Origin of the sequence: Catenulispora pinisilvae, assembly GCF_015356865.1 — a bacterium.
GTDB lineage: Bacteria > Actinomycetota > Actinomycetes > Streptomycetales > Catenulisporaceae > Catenulispora > Catenulispora pinisilvae.
Map to the genome: position 1 here is coordinate 1 of NZ_JAAFZA010000226.1, position 16,707 is coordinate 16,707.

A 16,707-nucleotide genomic window follows, 5' to 3' on the forward strand; every position below is an offset into this window, starting at 1 on the left:
TTTTCTAACCACGAAAGCCAACCCCGCACCCCACCGGCGGCCGCCATACCCGACTCACCTCGGATCCGGCGACCAAAACCCCCACCCGACCACCGGGCCCGCGCACCCAACCTACGCCCAAGCTACGCCCAGCCGGCGACCACACCACCAACCCGGCAAACCAACCCGGCCACCGCACTAGCCGCCGCACGCCGAACCGACTACGCAATCGACTGATTGATCAAACAGAACTGCCGGGGTCCCCCGCGGGGACCCCGGCAGTGATCAGCGTCAGCAGATCTCGGCGCTTACTCGAACGACGCCAGGTACCGGCCGTTCGGGCTCCCGACGCCGGTCGCGTTGTCGTACCCCTTCGTCGCGTGCAGGTCGACGCCGTCGCCGAACAACCGCAGCGACGGGTCGGTCGCGTCGCCGCGCACCACCGCCAGCGGCGAGTTCGTGCGCGGGTGGTCGGTCACGTCGGTGAACAGGCCGAAGGTCGCGCGCAGGTAGATCTCCGGGTTCGCGAAGCCGATCGGCGCGCGCTGGGCCTGCTGCGCGTCGGCCTGGATGCCGACGAACGTCGGGGCCGCCAGGCTGGTGCCGCCGATGCGGGACTCGGCGTAGCCGGTGGAGCCGTCCGGCAGCTGCTGGGTGTAGCCCTGCAGGAAGCCGGTGCTCGGGTCGCCGTAGGCCGCGACGTCCGGGACCACGCGCTCGGGCGAGGTCTGCTTGCCGTTCAGCAGCGTGCTGGACAGCGAGGCCGGGACCGTCCAGGTCTGGTACCAGGGCTGCGCGAACACGTCGCTGGTACCGCCGCCACCGCCGTAGAGGTACGACGCGGGCGTCCAGGCCGAACCGCCGGTCGCCAGCGACGAGCTCGAGGTCTGCCACGAGGTCTGGAACTGCATCCGCTGGTCCGCACCGATCGCGATGCTGGTCCCGCCGACCGAGGTCACCCACGAGGAGGAGGTCGGGTACTCGGCCTGCGACCGGGAGGATCCGCCGCTGGCGCCGCAGCTGCTGGCCGGGTTGTCGTCGCTACAGTCGCCGGCCGAGAAGTAGAAGCCGATGCCCTCCGCTGCGCCCTTCTGGAAGGTCTGCTCGTAGACGTTGATCAGCGACGGGTCCATGTCGACCGGGTTGCCCGACGGGTCCAGGAAGTGCATGAGCTCGCCCCACGAGTTGGACACCATGTCCGCCAGGTGGTGGTCGACGACCAGCTGTAGCGAGTCCAGCAGGCCGCCGTTGGCCGCGACACCTCCGCCGGCCGTGTCGAAGCAGGAGTTCGCGCCGATGTAGAGCACCTTCGCGTCCGGCGCCATGCCGTGCACCGACTCGACGTCCAGCGCCTCCTCGCCGGCCCAGCCGTCGGGGCCGCCGCACGCGGTGGTGTCGGTCCACTGGCCCGGCGTGACGATCTCCGAGTACTGACCCGCCCGGAACGGCTTGTCGCCGTGCCGCACCGCGTACTCGTCGGCGTCGGCCTTCATGCTCGGCAGGCCGTAGGCGTCCAGGACCGCGACGGTGACGCCCTTACCGGTCAGACCGCTGCTGGTGACGCCGTAGGCGCCGCGCACCTGGTTCGGGGTGTAGCCGCAGACCGCCCACGGCACGGACTGGCCGTTCAACGACGGCAGGTTCGTCGCGACCTTCTGCCCCTGGTAGTCCGAGCAGGGCAAGGTGCCCAAGTAGGGGACGCCGCCGGGGGACACCGAAGCGGTCTTCTTGTCGCTGGCGTCGGTGCTGTCGGAGTTGTTCGGCTTGTCGGCGGTCCGGTCCTGCGACAGCCCGATGATGCCGATGATCGCGGACCGCACGTCGGCCGGGACGCTGACGTCGCGCGAGGGGGCGCGCAGCGTGCCGTCGGACGTGGCGTACTCGTGGAACGAGGTGTTCAGGGCGGCCGCGACAGCCGCGGTGCTGCCCTGCACGGCTATGTAGTCCTCAGTCTGGCCGGTGACGGTCAGCCCGGCCCCGCTCAGCCACGCCTTGACCGCCGCGACCTGCTCGGCACTGGCGCCGAACCGCGCCTGGATCTGCTCCGGGGTCAGGAAGTGCCGGTACGCCGCGCTCTTGGGATCGGCGACCGACCGCGCGTAAGCGGCCAGAGCCTGCGGATCCCGCCCGGCCAGGTACACCCGCACCGCCAGCGGCGCCGCGGCCGGCGCCGAGCCGCGGTCGGCGCCGGCCGAGGCCCACGTCGGCTTCGAACCGGCCAGCACATCGGAGGTGGCGGCGTGCGCGGCCCCGGCGCCCATCAGGAACATCGAGCCGGCCGCCAGCGTGCCGGCCACCGAGACGACGGCGGCGACACGCCCGCCCTTGTGCGGTCTCGTGAGGCGAGAGGCCGCGTTTGTGGGGTTTGCCACAGTGAGCTTCCTTCGTCGAAGCGGCACCCGCGTGTGCCAACAGTGGCGGCGCCCACGGTATGCACAGCGGTGGATCATCCCGCTGCGTCGCTGATTCTGACGATGAACAGTGGGTTGCGACAGAGCTCACAGATCACGGAATGGCAAATAAGGGGAGGGTGAACTTCGCGAAGACGGCTTACATCCCAAGCAGGACAATCAGCCTCTCACTCGCGTTCGCGGCCCTCACCGGAGTCGGTTGAGGCGGCGGAGTCGGCGGAGCTGCCGGCGCCGCATCGCCGCGCGATCAGCTCCGTCCGTCGCCGGCGGGTGACGGATGTCGCCCCGCCAGCCACACCACGGTCCCGGCGCCGACTGTGACGCGCGCCGAGGCCGCCTCTCCCGACCAGGGTTCGGCGGTGGCGACCACCGTTCCGAGGTTCCCCACGCCCGAGCCGCCGTACACGGCCGCGTCGCTGTTGAGCACTTCGCGCCAGGGTCCGGGCCAGGGCATGCCGAGGCGGTAGTCTCGCGCCTGCACGCCGGAGAAGTTGGCGACGCAGACGAGTGCCGTGCCGTCGTCGTAACGTCCGAATCTGGCGAATGCCAGCAGGTTCGCGTCGGCGTCCGAGGCCAGCCAGCGGGTTGCGTGCGGGTCGGCGTCGCGGGTCCACAGTGCCGGGTGCTCGCGGTACCGGGCGTTGGCGTCGGTCATCAGCCGGGCCAGGCCGCGGTGCTCCGCCTCGTCGGCGTCGGGCCAGTCCAGTCCGTGGTCGGCGCTCCACTCGGCCCGGTGTCCGAACTCGCCGCCCATGAACAACAGTTTCTTGCCGGGGAACGCCCACTGATACGCCAGCAGCCCGCGTAGTCCACCGGCTTGTTGCTGCCATCGGCCGGGCTGCTTGCCGGCCAGTGAGCCCTTGCCGTGGACGACCTCGTCGTGGGACAGCGGCAGCAGGTAGTGCTCGCTGAACGCGTAGGTCGAGGGCTGTGTCAGGTCACTGTGATGGTGGCTGCGGTGGACGGGATCGCGCTCCACGTAGCGCAGCGTGTCGTTCATCCAGCCCATGTTCCACTTCAGGTCGAACCCGAGACCGCCGTCGGCGGCCGGGCGGGTCACGCCCGGCCACGCCGCCGACTCCTCGGCGATCGTCAGCACGCCGGGGTGTCGGGCGTGGATCTGCTCGTTGAGGCTTCGCAGGAGGGCGGTGGCCTCCAGGTTCTCCGTGCCGCCGTGTACGTTCGGCTCCCACTGGCCCGGCCCTCGGGAATAGTCCAGGTGCAGCATCGAGGAGACCGCGTCCACCCGGATCCCGTCGGCGTGGAACTCCTCGATCCAATACAGCGCCGAGCCGATGAGGAATTCGCGCACCTCGTGGCGTCCGAAGTCGAAGATCAGGCTTCCCCAGTCGGGGTGTTCGCCGCGGCGGGGATCGGGGTGCTCGTAGAGTGCGGTGCCGTCAAAGCGCGCCAGCGCCCACCAGTCCCGGGGGAAGTGCGCCGGGACCCAGTCGAACAGCACCCCGATCTGCGCCTGGTGCAGCTGGTCCACCAGGTACCGCAAGTCGTCGGGATGCCCCAGCCGTGACGTCGGGGCGAAGAAGCCGGTCGTCTGGTAGCCCCAGGATCCGCCGAAGGGATGCTCCATCACCGGCAGGAACTCCACGTGCGTGAAGCCGTGCCGGTGTACGTAGTCCGCCAGTTCCGAGGCCAGGTCCCGGTAGGAGCGCCCACGCCGCCACGACGGCAGGTGTACTTCGTAGACCGACATCGGCAGCGACGCGTGCTCGCCGGCCGCCTTCCCGCGCGCCTTCAGCCAGTCAGCGTCCTGCCACAGGTGGGACGATGCGAAGATCCGCGAAGCGCCCGCCGGCGGCGTCTCGGTGTGGAACGCCACCGGGTCGGCTTTCAAGCGCCACACCCCGTCGGCGCACTGCACGCGGTACTTGTACCGGTCCCACTGCCCGGCGCCCTCCGCGTGGCCGTGCCAGCAGCCGGTCCAGTCGTCGCGGCTCAGCTCCGTGGCGCGGTTCGGGTCCCAGCCGTTGAAGTCGCCGGCCACCTGCACGCGCTGCGCGTTCGGCGCCCACACCGCGAAGCGTGTGCCTCCCGGCTCCGGGTGGGCGCCGAACCGGTCCCAGTAGCGGGGCCCTGCGGTCACGCCGCCAGCCCCGCCGCCGCGAGCAGGTTGCCGTCCGGTATGGCGATCGGCCGCTGCCGGGACCGCCACAGCTCCTCCGGCCCGGCCGGTACCACCGGCGCCCCGTCGACGGCCGCCGCGTACGCCGCCGCGGTCTGCTCGCCCACGGTCGGCCAGCCGTAGCGGCGGCGCACCATCGCCTTGGCCGAGAGCACCATCCGGCGCGCCCTGGGCCGGTCCGCCAGCAGCGTGGACACCGACTGTGCCAACGCGCCCTCGTCGCGCGCCGGGAAAGTCAGGCCGGTGACGCCCGGCTCGACGATCTCGGCGAGGCCGCCGGTCGCCGCCACGGCCAGCGGGGCGCCGGCCGCCGCCGCCTCCAGTGCCACCATGCCGAACGGCTCGTACAGGCTCGGCACGACCATCGCGTCAGTGGCGGCCATCGTGGCCGACAAGTGGGAGCCGACGAAGCCGCCGAAGCTGACCGCGTGCTCCAGGCCCAGCCGGCGGCTCAGATCCTCCAGCTCGCCGCGGACCGGGCCGTCGCCGCAGATGACGGCACGCAGCCCGGGATGGGTGCGGCACAGCTCGGGCAGCGCGTGCAGCAGATGCTGGACGCCCTTCTCGTGGACCAGCCGGCCGGCGAAGCCCACCAGCGGGCCGGCGCCGGCGTACTTCGCCCGCGCCAGGCCGACCTGCTTGGGCTGGGCCCGCCAGCGCGGCATGTCGACCCCGTTGGGGATGGCGTCGATCTTGGATTCCGGCGTGCCGAGCAGCACCGAGACCTCTCGGCGCATGTACTGGGAGCAGACCAGCACCCGGGCGGCCTCCTGGGCCAGCCAGCACTCGATGGAGTGGATGCCACGGTTCAGGTCGCCGGGCAGCCAGCCCTGGTGCCGGCCGGCCTCGGTGGCGTGGACGGTGGCCACCAGCGGGATGCCCAAGTAGTCCTTGACGGTGACGGCGGCGTGGGCGACCAGCCAGTCGTGAGCGTGGACGAGTTCGAACCCCTCGCCGCGGGCGGCGTGCAGCGCGGTGCGGGTCAGGGTGTGGTTGAAGGCGACGGCCCAGGCCAGCAGATGCTCGGTGTCCAGCGGGATGACGGGCGGGTCCTGCGGGGCCCGCACCACGCGCACCCCGTCGACGACCTCGTCCAGGGGCGCGCCGGGGGCGTGACGGGTGGCCACTGTCACGTCGTGCCCGGCGCGGGCCAAAGTGGTGGCGAGAGCGTGGACATGCCGTCCCAGGCCGCCGACCATGACCGGCGGGTACTCCCAAGAGAGCATGAGGAGCTTCCTTTTACCGAACGCGGTCATCGCGGCCATCGGTTCGCCTCCTCGTCAGGGATCACGGATGCCGTTCGCTCAAGGCGGGTTTTCGGCGGTGCGACCAGCATCGCCGCGGGAGATTGCACGCACATTGCGTGCGTGAGGCCATCGTGTTCGGGATTCGCGCGCATAGCATTTCGGAAACAGACCGAAATCATCGCCGGTCCACACTGGCCGCATGGAAGACGCCGAACGGATCCGCCTGAGCGCCGCCGACGCCGGGGGCCGCGCCCGTGTGCCCTGGCGGGAATGGGGCCCCTATGTCGCCGAGCGCGCGTGGGGCACCGTCCGGGAGGACTACTCCGAAGGCGGCACCGCCTGGGACTACTTCCCCCACGACCACGCCCGGTCCCGGGCCTACCGCTGGAACGAGGACGGCCTCGGCGGGATCTGTGACGAGCAGCAGCGATTCTGCTTCGCGCTCGCGTTCTGGAACGGCGTCGACCCTATCCTCAAGGAGCGATTGTTCGGCCTCGGCGGCCAGGAGGGCAACCACGGCGAGGACGCCAAGGAGTACTGGTGGTTCCTGGACTCCACGCCCACCCACTCCTGGATGCGCTGGCGGTACCACTACCCGCAGCGGGAATTCCCGTACCACGACCTGCTGGACACCACGCGGGACCGGGGCGGCGCCGACCCCGAATACGAGCTCGTGGACACCGGGATCTTCGACGACGACCGGTACTGGGCGATCACCGCCGACTACGCGAAGGCCGGCCCGCACGACATATGCATCCGGGTGCGCGTAGAGAACATGGGTCCGGAGCAGGCCACGCTCCACGTGCTGCCGACACTGTGGTTCCGCAACACCTGGTCCTGGGAGCTGCCGGGACGCAAGGCCGTACCGCGGATCACGGTCCACGGCGCGCGGCTGGCCGGCGAACACGAGCATCTCAGGCCACTGTCATTGCTGGGCGAGGGCAGCCCGGAGGCGCTGGTCTGCGACAACGAGACCAACAGCGAACGGCTGTGGGGCTACGGCGGCTACAGCGACTACCCCAAGGACGGGATCAACGACCACGTCGTCGACGGCGCGGAGACCGTCAACCCCGAGCGTGTCGGCACCAAGGCCGCGCTGCGGTACGTGCTGACCGTCCCGCCGTGGAAGTCGGCGGAGATCCGGCTGCGGCTGCGGATGGCCGGCCCGGATGTGCCGCAACATACCCGCGCCCGGCTCCTGGGCAGCGACTTCGACAAGGTGATGGAGGAGCGCGAGCAGGAGGCCGAGGAGTTCTTCGCGGCGCTGACCCCGCGATCCTGCTCCGACGACGAGGCCATGGTGCTGCGGCAGGCCGTCGGCAGCCTGCTGTGGTCCAAGCAGTTCTACCACTACAACGTGCCACGCTGGCTGGACCACGACCCCGCCCACTCGGCCCCGGTCGGCGGGACCGCGCGGCGCAACGCGCACTGGTGGCACATGTCGGCGCGCGACGTCATCGTCATGCCCGACACCTGGGAGTACCCGTGGTTCGCCGCGTGGGACCTGGCCTTCCACGCTGTCGCCCTGGCCAGGGTGGACCCGGGCTTGGCCAAGCAACAGTTGCAGCTCCTCCTGCGGGACTGGTACCTGCACCCCAGCGGCCAGATGCCGGCGTACGAGTGGAACTTCGGCGACGTGAACCCGCCAGTTCACGCCTGGGCCGCGCTCCAGGTGTTCGCCGCGGACGGAGGCCGGGACCTGGAGTTCCTCAAGCGCATCTTCCACCGGCTCCTGCTGAACTTCACTTGGTGGATCAACCGCCTGGACGCCGAGGGCAAGAACGTCTTCGAGGGCGGATTCCTGGGCCTGGACAACATCGGCCCGTTCGACCGCAGTGCCGGCGTCCCGGCCGGCGGGCAGTTGGAGCAGAGCGACGGCACGGCGTGGATGGCCCTGTTCACGCTCACGATGATGGACATGGCCCTGATCCTGGCGACCGAGGACAGCGCCTACGCCGAGATGGTCACCAAGTTCTTCGAGCACTTCGCGCTGATCGTCGAGGCGGCCAATACCCAGGGCCTGTGGAACGAGGAGGACGGCTTCTACTACGACATCATCCGCGTTCCGGGACAGGAGGCCGTACCGCTGCGGGTCCGCTCGGTGGTGGGCCTGCTCCCGCTGACCGCCACCGCCACGGTGTCCTCGGCGGCGCTGGCGGCGATTCCGGAACTGGAGCAGCGGGTGGCCTGGTACCGGACCAACAAGCCGCACTACGCCGACGTCTTGGCCGGCCGCATGATGCCGGCCAGCGACCTGCGGCTGCTGACCATGGTGCGGCACGACCAGTTCCCGCGCCTGCTGGAGCGCATGCTCGATGAGAACGAGTTCCTGTCCGACCACGGCCTGCGCGCGCTGTCGCGCGCACATCTGGCCTCGCCGTTCACCGTTCGGCTGGGCGAGGCGGACTACAGCGTCGGCTACGAACCGGCCGAGTCGCGCTCGACGTTGTTCGGCGGGAACTCCAACTGGCGCGGCCCGGTCTGGTTCCCGGTGAACTACATGCTCATCGACGCCCTCGACCGTCACCACCGGTTCTTCGGCGACCGGCTGCGCGTCCCCTATCCGACACTCGCGGCGCCGCACGGTGCCCCGAGCCGTGAGGCGACCCTCGGCGAGATAGCCGACGACCTGTCCCACCGCCTGGTGTCCCTGTTCCTGAACGACGCCGACGGCCGCCGTCCGGTGTTCGGCCAGACCGAGCTGTTCCAGAAGAACCCGGACTGGCACGACCTCATCCCCTTCCACGAGTACTTCCACGGCGACACCGGGGCCGGACTCGGCGCCTCGCACCAGACCGGCTGGACGGCGCTGGTGATCAATCTGATTCTGCGGCGGTCGGAGCGGGAAGCAGACGTCGCAGCTCCAGGGCATCGGCGGCAAGGGCGCTGATGACGACGGCGGGCCCGTCGAGAGGGAACACTGCCACGGCGCGGTGCGCGTCGTCACGAGGGTCGAGCCGGAGCCGGAGCCGGTCGGCGGGCGGCACGGCGTTCCAAGCCGGATCGACGATGACCGTGGTGGAGTTGGCCCGGCCGGCTCCGACGACCGCGGGGCCGAGCGACCCGGGATAGTGCGGGCCGACCGCCAGGGTGTGGTCGAGCAGCGGACGGCCGGCTCGACGGATCCGCAGCCGGGTGAGCGCCGAGCCGGGTTCCTCACCGTGCCGGCCCAGCAGTGTCTGCTCGTGCCACGCCAGGCGGGCGTCGTCGGCCATTTCGATACGCACCGTGGTGCGGTGCCTCGCGCCCCGGGCGGCGATGAGCGGCTGCACGTTCCAGTCGAGCGCGGCACCGCTGTCGATACGTACGCTGATATCGAGTGTCGATTCGCCGGGCTGCGGGCCGGGCAGGGCCAAGGCGGCGGCGACGCTCCGGATCCGTACCCGGGCGCCGGGGCCGAGGTGCAGGCTCAGGCGCAGTTCGTCGCCGCCGACGGGTCCGGCCGCGCCGGCCACGAGGTGGACCTGGGCGGTGTCGGCCGGGCCGTCCCCGATGGTCTGGCGCAGCAGCAGGGGCGCCTGGCCGGCCAGGGTCGTCAGACGGGTCGTGCCGTCGGGACGGGCCTCGGCGACCAGGCGTGCTGTCGCTTTCATACCGTCGTCGAGACGGTTTCGGCGTCGGCTCCGGTTTCGGTTTGGGCTCCGGTTTCGGTTTGGGCTCCGGTTTCGGTTTGGGCTTTGGTTTCGGTCTGGGCGCGGCGCTGAGCGATCAGCTCGGTGATCCATGCGGCGACGGTGGACGCGAGGGGGTCGGCGGTGAGCGAGGTGAACATCGTCGGGCGCTCGGTGCCGTGCGCGTCAGTACGCTGACGCTTCGCGTCACGGCGCATCACCTCCAGGTCCGCGTGAACCAGCGCCGCGAGGTCCGTTTTGTTGATCACCAGCAGATCGGAGGAGATGATGCCGGGACCGCCCTTGCGGGGCACCTTGTCGCCGCCGGCGACATCGATCACGAAGATCTGGCGGTCGATCAGGCCTTTGCTGAAGGTCGCGGTGAGGTTGTCGCCGCCGCTTTCGACCAGCACCAGATCCAGCGGCGCGAACCGCCGCTCAAGGGCTTCGACGGCTTCGAGGTTGGCCGAGATGTCGTCACGGATCGCGGTGTGCGGACAGCAGCCGGTCTCCACCGCGCAGATCCGTTCAGGTTCGAGAACGCTTTGGCGCAGCAGGATCTCGGCGTCTTCACGGGTGTAGATGTCGTTGGTCACCACGGCCAGGGCGTACCGCTCCCGCAGTGCGCGGCACAGAGCCGCGACGAGCGCGGTCTTGCCCGAACCGACAGGTCCGCCGATGCCGATCCGCAGCGGTCCGCCGGTACGCGCGGCACCCCCGCCGAATCCCGTGCCGAATCCCATGCCGACGCCGGCTGTGCCTTCCTCAGGATATTTACGATGCAAAGAGACGCACCTCCCATGTGCTGTGGTGTTCCGCCGAGATGTCCAAGCGGAGTGCGCTGAACGACGGAAACTCGCTGACCGGGCCGAGCGCCGCCTTCAACGCGGCGTCGGCGGTGTCCTGGATGTGGGGTTCGAGGGCGGCGAGCACGGCGGTGACCGTGTCGGGGTCGATGCCGAGCAGCCGAGTCGCGGCGTTCGCAGGACCGGTGACGGCGCCGAGCGCGGAGGCGAGCGCCGAATCGTGCGGGCTCACACCGGCGGCCGCACAGGCTGCGCCGAAGGCGATCGGCTGATGCGGGCCGTCCGGGTGCACGACGGACGCCGCGGCGAGCGCGGGGCCCGGCCAGCCCGCGCGGACCGCGCGCAGGAGCTGCCGCCCCAGCTTTCGGGACGCGCGACGCTGCGCGGGCGAGGGGGTGCGCGCCTCGTATTCGGCGTCGAGTTCGGCGAGCAGCGCGTCGTCTGGTCCGCTCGCCGCTTCCAGCGCCGCCGCCGAGAACGCAGCTCCGGTCGGGCCGGTGGTGGTGAGCCGGCCGAGCAGGAATGCATGGAGGTCGACCGCTTCGGCGACCCGCCCGGCGGCGACGGCGGCCTCCAGCCCGCCCGAGTGCGCGTGCGTGCCTGCGGGCAGACGGCTGTCGGTCAGCATGAGTAGCGAGATGAGGCTCACAGCTGCCGCCCTCTCAGAACAGGAAGTAGCGCTGGGTCAGCGGCAAGGTCTGGGCCGGCGCGGGCTCCACGACCTCGCCGTCGATGCGGACGGTGAAGGTGTCCGGCTCGACTTCGATGCGCGGCAGTGCGGTGTTCTCCGGCAGGTCCGCCTTCGTCAGTCCCCGTACGTCCTTCTGCGTGACCAGCTCGCGCCGCACACCGAGCCGCTCGGCGAGCCCGTCCCCGATCGCGGCCGGGGCGACGAACGCCAGGCTGGTCGCGGGCGCCGCGTCGCCGTACGCCCCGAACATCGGCCGGGGCAGCACGGGCTGCGGCGTCGGGATGGAGGCGTTGGCGTCCCCCATCGCGGCCCAGGCGATCGCGCCGCCCTTGATCACCAGCTGCGGGCGGACGGCGAAGAAGCGCGGGTCCCAGAGCACGAGGTCGGCGAGCTTTCCCGGTTCGACGGATCCGATCTCGGCGTCCATACCGTGCGCGATCGCCGGGCCGATGGTGTATTTGGCGACGTACCTGCGGGCCCGGTGGTTATCGGCCGCGCCGTCGCCGGGCAGCGCGCCGCGCCGGGCCTTCATGGCGTGCGCGGTCTGCCAGGTGCGGATGACGGTCTCGCCGATCCGGCCCATGGCCTGGGAGTCCGAGCCGATCATCGAGATCGCGCCGAGGTCGTGCAGGATGTCCTCGGCCGCGATCGTGGTCGGCCGGATGCGCGACTCGGCGAACGCCAGGTCCTCCGGGATCGCCGGCGACAGATGGTGGCACACCATGAGCATGTCCAGGTGCTCGTCGATGGTGTTGACGGTGTGCGGCCGGGTCGGATTCGTCGAGGCCGGGAGGAAGTTCGGCAGGCCGGCCACGGTGATGATGTCCGGGGCGTGCCCGCCGCCGGCGCCCTCGACGTGGTAGGCCTCGATCGTGCGCCCGGCGATGGCGGCGACGGTGCTGTCCACGAACCCGGCCTCGTTGAGCGTGTCGGTGTGGATGGACACCTGCGCTCCGGAGGCGTCCGCGACCCGCAGGCAGACGTCGATCGCGGCGGGCGTCGCGCCCCAGTCCTCATGGATCTTGAACCCGGCCGCGCCCGCACGCAGCTGCTCCCACAAGGCGTCCTCGTTGGTCGTGTTCCCCTTGCCGAGCAACGCGAAGTTGACCGGCCACGGGTCCAGGGCCTGGAACATCCGCGTCAGGTGCCAGGCTCCCGGGGTGACGGTGGTGGCCTTGCTCCCCTCGGCCGGTCCGGTGCCGCCGCCGATCAGGGTCGTGATACCGGAGCCCAGCGCCTCGGTGATCGCCTGGGGGCAGATGAAGTGCACGTGCCCGTCGATGCCGCCGGCGGTGAGGATCTTGCCGTTTCCGGCGATCACCTCCGTGGACGGGCCGATCACCAGCGCCGGGTGCACGCCGTTCATCGTGTCGGGGTTCCCGGCCTTGCCGAGCGCGACGATCCGGCCGTCGCGGATACCGATGTCGGCCTTCACGATGCCCCAGTGGTCCAGCACGATGGCACCGGTGATCACCGTGTCCGGGCTGCCGGGCACATCGCCGCGTGCGGTGCGGGTGACGTGGCCCATGCCCATCGACTCTCGGATCACCTTCCCGCCGCCGAACACCGCCTCCTCGCCGTATCCGGCGTGCGCACAGAGATCCTGCTCGACCTCGATGAACAGGTTCGTGTCGGCGAGCCGGACGCTGTCGCCCACGGTCGGGCCGTACAACGCCGCGTAACGCTCGCGGGAGATCTCAGCCATCGAGCTTTCCCTCCCGGCGGGCACCGCTGATCCCGCGCAGTCCGGTCACGACCCGCCGCCCGGCGATCGGTACCAGCACGACCTCGCGGGCCAGGCCCGGCTCGAAGCGCACCGCGGTGCCCGCCGGGATGTCCAGGCGCCGGCCCCAGGCGGCTTCGCGGTCGAGATCCAGGGCCGGATTGGCCTCGGCCAGGTGGTAGTGCGAGCCGACCTGTACCGGCCGGTCGCCGGTGTTGAGCACGGTGAGCGTCGTGCGCCGCGCCCCGGCGTTGAGTTCGAGCGGCTCGGCGGCGAGCCGGACCTCACCGGGGACCTGTGGCTGTGGCCCGGTCCCGGGCTGTCCTGTGGGTTCCACGGTGTCCCTCATCCGATCGGCCGGTGCACGGTGACGAGCTTGGTGCCGTCGGGGAAGGTCGCCTCGATCTGCACGTCGTCGATCATTTCCGGCACTCCCTCCAGCACGTCCTCGCGGGTCAGGACCCGGCGGCCGGCGTCCATCAGCTCACTGACACTGCGACCGTCCCGGGCCCGTTCGAGCAGGAACGAGGTGAGCACGGCGATCGCCTCCGGGTAGTTCAGGCGCAGCCCGCGGGCCCGCCGCTCCCGGGCCAGGCCGGCGGCGACGTGGATGAGCAGGCGTTCCTGCTCGTGAGGGGATAGCAGCATGATTGCGCGCCTTTCGCCGATTACGCGGTGGTCGCGGTGGTCGCGGTGGTCGCGGTGACGGGCATGCCCAGGTCGATCGGCCCGGACCCGGTCTTCTTGCACGCGTCATGGCACGCGGCCTCCAGGCTGCAACACAGCGAGCAGATCGGGCCGCTGTGGAACGGGCAGGAGGCCATGTCGGGCCGCTCGAAGGCGTCGGTACAGACCGAGCAGGTGAGTTCGACGGCCGACAGTTGGCCGTCCACGATCAGCGGCTGGTCGAGCTCGTCGACGCGGGCGATGTAGTACTTGCCCTTCGTCGCGTAGGCCAGGATCGGCGAGAGGACCAGGGCGATGCCGATGGCGATCAGCGGGGAGAAGGCCTTGGCGTAGGCGCCGAAGGCGTTGAAGTACGCGACGATCGAGACCGCGGAGGCGATCAGCATCGAGCCGAAGCCGACCGGGTTGAAGTTGTACAGGTGCGCGCGCTTGAACTCGATGTAGGACGGACTGAGCTTCATCGGCTTGTTGATCACCAGATCGGCGGTGACGGCGCCGATCCAGGCGATGGCGACGTTGGAGTAGAAGCCGAGGACGTTGTTGAGGAACCCGAAGACTCCGCCCTCCATCAGCGCCAGCGAGATGCCGACGTTCAGGAAGATCCACACGACGCGGCCGGGGTGCTTGTGCAGGACCCTGGAGAAGAAGTTGGACCAGGACAGCGATCCGGAGTAGGCGTTCGTCGAATTGATCTTGATTTGCGACAGGACCACGAAGAAGGTGGCCAGGCCCAGCGCGACGGGCGCGGCGAAGGTCTTCAAGCCGAGCAGGTACTGCTGGATCGGCTCGTCGGCGACGGACTTGCCGATCTTCTCGGTGACGTAGAACGCGAGGAACGCGCCGCCGAGTTGTTTGAGCGCGCCGAGCACGACCCAGCCCGGACCCGCCGAGAGCACCGCGCCCCACCATTTCTTCTTGTTCTTCTCCGTCTTGTCCGGCATGAAGCGCAGGTAGTCGACCTGCTCGCCGATCTGCGCGATGAGCGAGAGCGCGACGCCGGCGCCCGCCCCGGCGCTGAGGAAACTGAACCCCGCGCCGGTCGGCGAGTCGCCGCCGAAGTGCGTGAAGTGGGCGAACTCGCCGGGGTCCTTGATCGCGATGGCGATGAACGGGGCGACCATCAGGATCAGCCAGATCGGCTGGGTCCACACCTGCATCTTCGACAGCGCGGTCATGCCGTAGATCACCAGCGGGATGACCAGGAGCGAGGCGATCAGATAGCTGACAGCCAGGGGTATGTGCAGGCCGAGCTGGAAGGCCTGCGCCATGATCGAGCCTTCGAGGGCGAAGAAGATGAAGGTGAAGCTGGCGTAGATGATCGAGGTCAGCGTCGAGCCCAGGTAGCCGAATCCCGCACCGCGGGTCAACAGGTCCATGTCCACGGAGTACTTCGCCGAGTAATACGCGATCGGGATGCCGGTGACGAAGATGACGAACGCGGCGATTCCGATCGCGACCGCGGCACTGGTGAAACCGTAGGAGATGGCGATCGAGCCGCCGATCGCGAAGTCGGCGAGGTAGGCGATCCCGCCGAGCGCGGTCGTGGCGACGACGTAGGGGCTCCAGCGGCGGAAGGACTTGGGCGCGTAGCGGAGCGAGTAGTCCTCGAGCGTGTCGTTCTTCGCCCAACGGTGGTAGGCGCGCTGGGCCTGCCCGGCTCTGGCCGGACTGTCAGTGTCGGTCATGCCGGTTGAGCCTGGCGCTGGGGTGTTGAGATTGCGTTACACCATGTTACTTCACAGAGAAATTGTTTCTGCGACGGCGTATTCCGGCCCGGCGCCGGTCTAGAGTTGCGCGACGATGTCGAAGTCGAAGGCGTCGGCCCTCGCCAGATAGATGGGTTGCTCCACATGGTTGCCGTGCAGCCGGACCGTGCCACGCGGCCCGTCGTAGGCCGCACCGCGCCCGGCGTGAAGCAGGGTGCGAACGTCCAGGCTGCGAGCCCGCTCGGTCAGCGCCGCCAGCAGCCGGACGCCCTCGTAACAGGACTCTCCCAGGCTGCTGAGCACCGGAGCCTGCGTCCCGAACCGCGCCGCGTACCGCCCGTTGAACTCCAGACTCTGCGCGGTGGCGAGCGTCTCGAAGTAGCCCGCGGCGGCCCAGAGGTTCTCGGTCGCCTCGGCGCCGGTGGCCATCAACATGTTCTCGTCCATGTGCGTGCTGAGCCGAAGAGCACGCTGGTGCAACCCGTACGCCGCGTACGCCCGGTTGAAATGCACCGCGTCCGCGCCGATCAGCAGCATCAGGACACTGTCCGCCGCGCTCCGCTCGATCGCGCGCATCACACCGCTGTAGTCCTGCGTGCCGAGCGCGACGAACTCCTGACCGCAAACGCGTCCCCCGCAAGCCCGCGCATACCGAAACGCGGCCTGCGCCGTCACGCGCGGCCACACGTAGTCGTTGCCGATCACGAACCAGCGCCGCACGCCGTGGGACTGGGCCAACAGCCGCATCGCCGGAAGCAGTTGACGCGCCGGGGTCTCCCCGGTCACGAAGACACCGGGCGTCCGCTCGCCGCCCTCGTACTGCGCGGTATAGATGTAGGGGACCCGACCGGCGATCCGCGGCGCCAGCGCGCGCCGCACCGCCGAGATGTGCCAGCCCACGACCGCGTCCACCGCGCCGGCGTCCACCAGTGCCGCCACCTCGGCGGCCACCCGCTCCGGCGCCCCGCCGCCGTCCACCGGCAGCAGGCGTATCCGTCGCCCCAGCACGCCGTCGGCGTCGTTGAGCTCGCCGACCGCCAGCCGCGCCGACAGCTCGCAGGAGGGGCCGAAGACGCCGGCGGGGCCCGACAACGGGATCACGAGGGCCACCGTCAGCTCCTCGCCGGGCGCGCCGGGCGGCAGTGGGCGGGCCGGTTCCGGCTGCGGGCGCGGACGTGGCTGCGGCTGCGAGCGCGGGTGCGACTGGGAACGCGGCTGCGGCTGGGGGCGCGGCTGCGGCTGGGGGCGCGGCTGCGGCTGCGGCGTCTCGGCGAACACGCGACCACCTCGGGACGGGTACGAGGATGCGGACAACGGCACAGGTTCGGGAGCGGAGGGCTGACACTGACGCACCACGGCTCGACGCTGAACCTCAGGCGCTGCCATCCTGACTGGCAGCAGCCCCGTCCGTCCAGGCCAGAGCACGCAGCGAGCCGAAAAGGGAAGAGCTGTAGATGACCACCACCGGACCACAGCGTGACCTCGTCCACCTGCTGAGCCTCGCTGAGCACCGCGCGGTACACCGCCAAACGGCCCTCCTGCAGGCCCAGGGCGAAGGCTGCTCGATCGAGCAGTGGCGGGTCCTCAACCTCCTCGCCGACGGCCAAGGCCACACCATGACCGAGGTCGCCAAATACGCCCTGCTCCCCGCCCCCACCGCGACCAAGCTCATCGACCGCCTCGTCACCGACAACCTCGTCTACCGC

Annotated in this window: 13 protein-coding genes; 2 read left to right on the top strand and 11 right to left on the bottom strand. The window is 70.3% G+C overall.

Translation table 11 applies throughout. The annotated features are described in order from the left end of the window. Positions 1 to 287 precede the first annotated feature (287 nt). From IZR01_RS39280 to IZR01_RS39290, 3 genes are all read right to left on the bottom strand, one after another. Entirely contained in the window at positions 288 to 2,351 is a 2,064-nt protein-coding gene (locus IZR01_RS39280; protein ID WP_323747234.1) for a S53 family peptidase, read from the bottom strand. 286 nt (positions 2,352 to 2,637) lie between these two features. Then, positions 2,638 to 4,491, bottom strand: a complete 1,854-nt coding sequence (gene glgB, locus IZR01_RS39285; protein ID WP_194892013.1) for a 1,4-alpha-glucan branching protein GlgB — start codon at positions 4,489 to 4,491, stop codon at positions 2,638 to 2,640. Beyond that, a complete protein-coding gene (locus tag IZR01_RS39290; RefSeq protein ID WP_194926810.1) occupies positions 4,488 to 5,795 on the bottom strand; it encodes a glycosyltransferase family 4 protein in 1,308 nt (435 codons plus the stop codon). The genes glgB and IZR01_RS39290 overlap by 4 nt, the downstream gene beginning before the upstream one ends. A gap of 181 nt (positions 5,796 to 5,976) precedes the next feature. On the opposite strand from IZR01_RS39290, the gene IZR01_RS39295 reads away from it, so the two are divergent. After that, positions 5,977 to 8,667, top strand: a complete 2,691-nt coding sequence (locus IZR01_RS39295; protein ID WP_194892015.1) for an MGH1-like glycoside hydrolase domain-containing protein — start codon at positions 5,977 to 5,979, stop codon at positions 8,665 to 8,667. Here IZR01_RS39295 and IZR01_RS39300 read toward each other — a convergent pair. From IZR01_RS39300 to IZR01_RS39335, 8 genes are all read right to left on the bottom strand, one after another. Then, positions 8,594 to 9,370: an urease accessory protein UreD gene (locus IZR01_RS39300; RefSeq protein WP_194926811.1), complete on the bottom strand. Its 777-nt coding sequence runs from the start codon at positions 9,368 to 9,370 to the stop codon at positions 8,594 to 8,596. The genes IZR01_RS39295 and IZR01_RS39300 overlap by 74 nt on opposite strands. Beyond that, complete coding sequence (ureG, locus tag IZR01_RS39305; protein WP_267254965.1) at positions 9,367 to 10,131, bottom strand: urease accessory protein UreG; 765 nt, start codon at positions 10,129 to 10,131, stop codon at positions 9,367 to 9,369. Before ureG ends, IZR01_RS39300 begins: the two co-directional genes overlap by 4 nt. Before the next feature lie 31 nt (positions 10,132 to 10,162). Continuing rightward, positions 10,163 to 10,843, bottom strand: a complete 681-nt coding sequence (locus IZR01_RS39310) for an urease accessory protein UreF (RefSeq protein WP_323747235.1) — start codon at positions 10,841 to 10,843, stop codon at positions 10,163 to 10,165. A gap of 13 nt (positions 10,844 to 10,856) precedes the next feature. Next, a complete protein-coding gene (locus tag IZR01_RS39315) occupies positions 10,857 to 12,590 on the bottom strand; it encodes an urease subunit alpha (protein WP_194892017.1) in 1,734 nt (577 codons plus the stop codon). Then, positions 12,583 to 12,945: an urease subunit beta gene (locus IZR01_RS39320; protein ID WP_323747236.1), complete on the bottom strand. Its 363-nt coding sequence runs from the start codon at positions 12,943 to 12,945 to the stop codon at positions 12,583 to 12,585. The genes IZR01_RS39315 and IZR01_RS39320 overlap by 8 nt, the downstream gene beginning before the upstream one ends. A gap of 8 nt (positions 12,946 to 12,953) precedes the next feature. Then, entirely contained in the window at positions 12,954 to 13,256 is a 303-nt protein-coding gene (locus IZR01_RS39325) for an urease subunit gamma (protein ID WP_194892019.1), read from the bottom strand. Positions 13,257 to 13,276: 20 nt separating this feature from the next. Then, positions 13,277 to 14,980, bottom strand: a complete 1,704-nt coding sequence (locus IZR01_RS39330) for a purine-cytosine permease family protein (protein WP_194926813.1) — start codon at positions 14,978 to 14,980, stop codon at positions 13,277 to 13,279. Between the two features lie 99 nt (positions 14,981 to 15,079). Beyond that, positions 15,080 to 16,144 carry a substrate-binding domain-containing protein gene (locus IZR01_RS39335; RefSeq protein ID WP_194926817.1) on the bottom strand — a complete coding sequence of 355 codons (1,065 nt, stop codon included), beginning with the start codon at positions 16,142 to 16,144 and terminating at the stop codon, positions 15,080 to 15,082. 311 nt (positions 16,145 to 16,455) lie between these two features. Between IZR01_RS39335 and IZR01_RS39340 the strand changes: the two genes are divergently transcribed. Continuing rightward, on the top strand, positions 16,456 to 16,707 hold a 252-nt coding region (locus tag IZR01_RS39340; RefSeq protein ID WP_194926814.1), incomplete at its 3' end, for a MarR family transcriptional regulator.

Coding starts and splice junctions, on each gene's coding strand:
- ureG (WP_267254965.1), bottom strand. CDS start 10,131: ATGGGATTCGGCACGGGATTCGGCGGGGGTGCCGCGCGTACCGGCGGA.
- IZR01_RS39325 (WP_194892019.1), bottom strand. CDS start 13,256: ATGCTGCTATCCCCTCACGAGCAGGAACGCCTGCTCATCCACGTCGCC.
- IZR01_RS39300 (WP_194926811.1), bottom strand. CDS start 9,370: ATGAAAGCGACAGCACGCCTGGTCGCCGAGGCCCGTCCCGACGGCACG.
- IZR01_RS39330 (WP_194926813.1), bottom strand. CDS start 14,980: ATGACCGACACTGACAGTCCGGCCAGAGCCGGGCAGGCCCAGCGCGCC.
- IZR01_RS39295 (WP_194892015.1), top strand. CDS start 5,977: ATGGAAGACGCCGAACGGATCCGCCTGAGCGCCGCCGACGCCGGGGGC.
- IZR01_RS39290 (WP_194926810.1), bottom strand. CDS start 5,795: ATGGCCGCGATGACCGCGTTCGGTAAAAGGAAGCTCCTCATGCTCTCT.
- IZR01_RS39315 (WP_194892017.1), bottom strand. CDS start 12,590: ATGGCTGAGATCTCCCGCGAGCGTTACGCGGCGTTGTACGGCCCGACC.